At 50.1% G+C, this 573-nt stretch carries 1 protein-coding gene and 1 pseudogene; both read right to left on the bottom strand.

Going from position 1 to position 573, the window contains the following annotated elements:
* Positions 1–70, bottom strand: a 70-nt coding sequence (locus tag HMPREF1627_RS10895) for a LacI family DNA-binding transcriptional regulator (protein ID WP_158705781.1), incomplete at its 3' end; no start/stop codon positions are given.
* A 163-nt stretch (positions 71–233) separates the two neighbouring features.
* Positions 234–573 (bottom strand): annotated as a pseudogene (locus HMPREF1627_RS00490) (ABC transporter substrate-binding protein); the annotation flags it as partial.

Below are 573 nucleotides of genomic sequence, written 5' to 3'. Positions count from 1 at the left end.
CAACGTTTGAAACAGTTCTTTGCGAAACGCCGGCAAGCGCCGCAACGTCTTGCATGTTTGGTGGTCGCAAGCCCTAACTCCATCGCCATTTTGGAAATAGTGAAACTACAAAACAAGAATCAAACACAAGTTTACAGACAGTGCCCACGATCCCCATATTGCGACTTAAACGTTGGGTGCCCACCGATTCAAACCGATGGGCACCCTACGTTGGTGGACAGATAGCTGTCGATTTACTTGAGGATTCCCTCAACAGCTGTCTGAAGCTTATCTAGCGTCGATTTAATGTCAGCATCATTCAGCCAGGTAGCTTCGATGGTCTCTTGGATAGATGAATCAATGGCAGACCACTCAACAACACGTGGAGGCAACGTACCGTATGCCTTTGCAGTTTCCAGGTACTGCTCGCGGTGCGGAGCTGCGAGGTACTCTTCGGAGTTCAAAGCCGTGTTACTTGCCGGCATGTGTCCCGTCTTAACGCCCCAGACTCCAGTGTTTTCGTAGTAGAACTTAGCAAGCTCAAATGCTGCACGGTACTGTACAGGATCGCCTTGTTCCTGAACGGGAACCGTC

The sequence above is a fragment of the Actinomyces sp. S6-Spd3 genome (genome assembly GCF_000758755.1).
Lineage (GTDB): Bacteria > Actinomycetota > Actinomycetes > Actinomycetales > Actinomycetaceae > Pauljensenia.
Note: the sequence above shows the minus strand (reverse complement) of the source record. Positions and strands in the feature narration are given on the sequence as shown.